At 67.0% G+C, this 873-nt stretch carries 1 protein-coding gene; it reads left to right on the top strand.

Annotated features, from left to right (window positions below):
* A partial coding sequence (locus NKH90_RS34625; protein WP_352823818.1) for a condensation domain-containing protein occupies positions 1–873 on the top strand: 873 nt, incomplete at both ends.

Genomic DNA, 873 nt, shown 5'->3' on the forward strand with positions numbered 1-873 from the left:
TATGGTTTTTGGCGCAGCTCGACGAGGGCAGCACCAACTATCATATTCCGCTGGCCTTGCGGCTGCGGGGGGTGCTCGACCGCGTCGCCTGGCAGCGCAGCCTTGACCGTCTGTTTGCACGTCATGAGGCGCTGCGCAGTGTCTTTGTCGCGCCGGAGGGCAAGCCCTGGGTTGAGGTCCTGCCGCCGGATGCGGGGCTGCCGGTGCTCGAGCACGATCTGCGGGACAGGCCGGATGCTGAGGCTGTGCTTTCGGATCTGTGCCATGAAGAGGCGCGCACGCCGTTCGATCTGTCGCGCGGGCCGCTGATCCGCGCTCGTCTGATCCGGCTGGCGGATGAGGAGCACGTCTTCCAGCTGACCCAGCATCACATCGTCTCCGACGGCTGGTCGATGGGCGTCTTGATGCGTGAACTGAGTCAGCTTTACCGGGCGTTCGAGGCTGGACAGGACGATCCTTTGCCGCCGCTTGCGATCCAATATCCGGATTATGCCGCCTGGCAACGGCAGTGGCTGTCGGGGGAACGGCTGCAGAGCCAGGCGCAGTATTGGCGCAACGCCCTGTCAGGCGCACCGGCCGGGCTTGCGCTGCCGACGGACCGCGTGCGGCCGGCCCAGCAGTCGTTTGCCGGGGCGACGGTTCCGATCGTTATCGATGCGGATCTGACGCGGCGGCTGAAGCGGCTGAGCCGGCAGCATGGCACGACGTTGTTCATGACGGTGCTGGCGGCCTGGGCGGCGGTGCTGTCGCGCCTGTCGGGGCAGGACGACGTCGTGATCGGCGTGCCGAGCGCCAATCGCGGCCGGCGCGAGATCGAAGAGCTGATCGGCTTCTTCGTCAACACGCTGGCGCTGCGGGTCGACCTGTCGGGCG

Origin of the sequence: Mesorhizobium sp. M0898 (genome assembly GCF_040319695.1) — a bacterium.
Classification (GTDB): domain Bacteria; phylum Pseudomonadota; class Alphaproteobacteria; order Rhizobiales; family Rhizobiaceae; genus Mesorhizobium.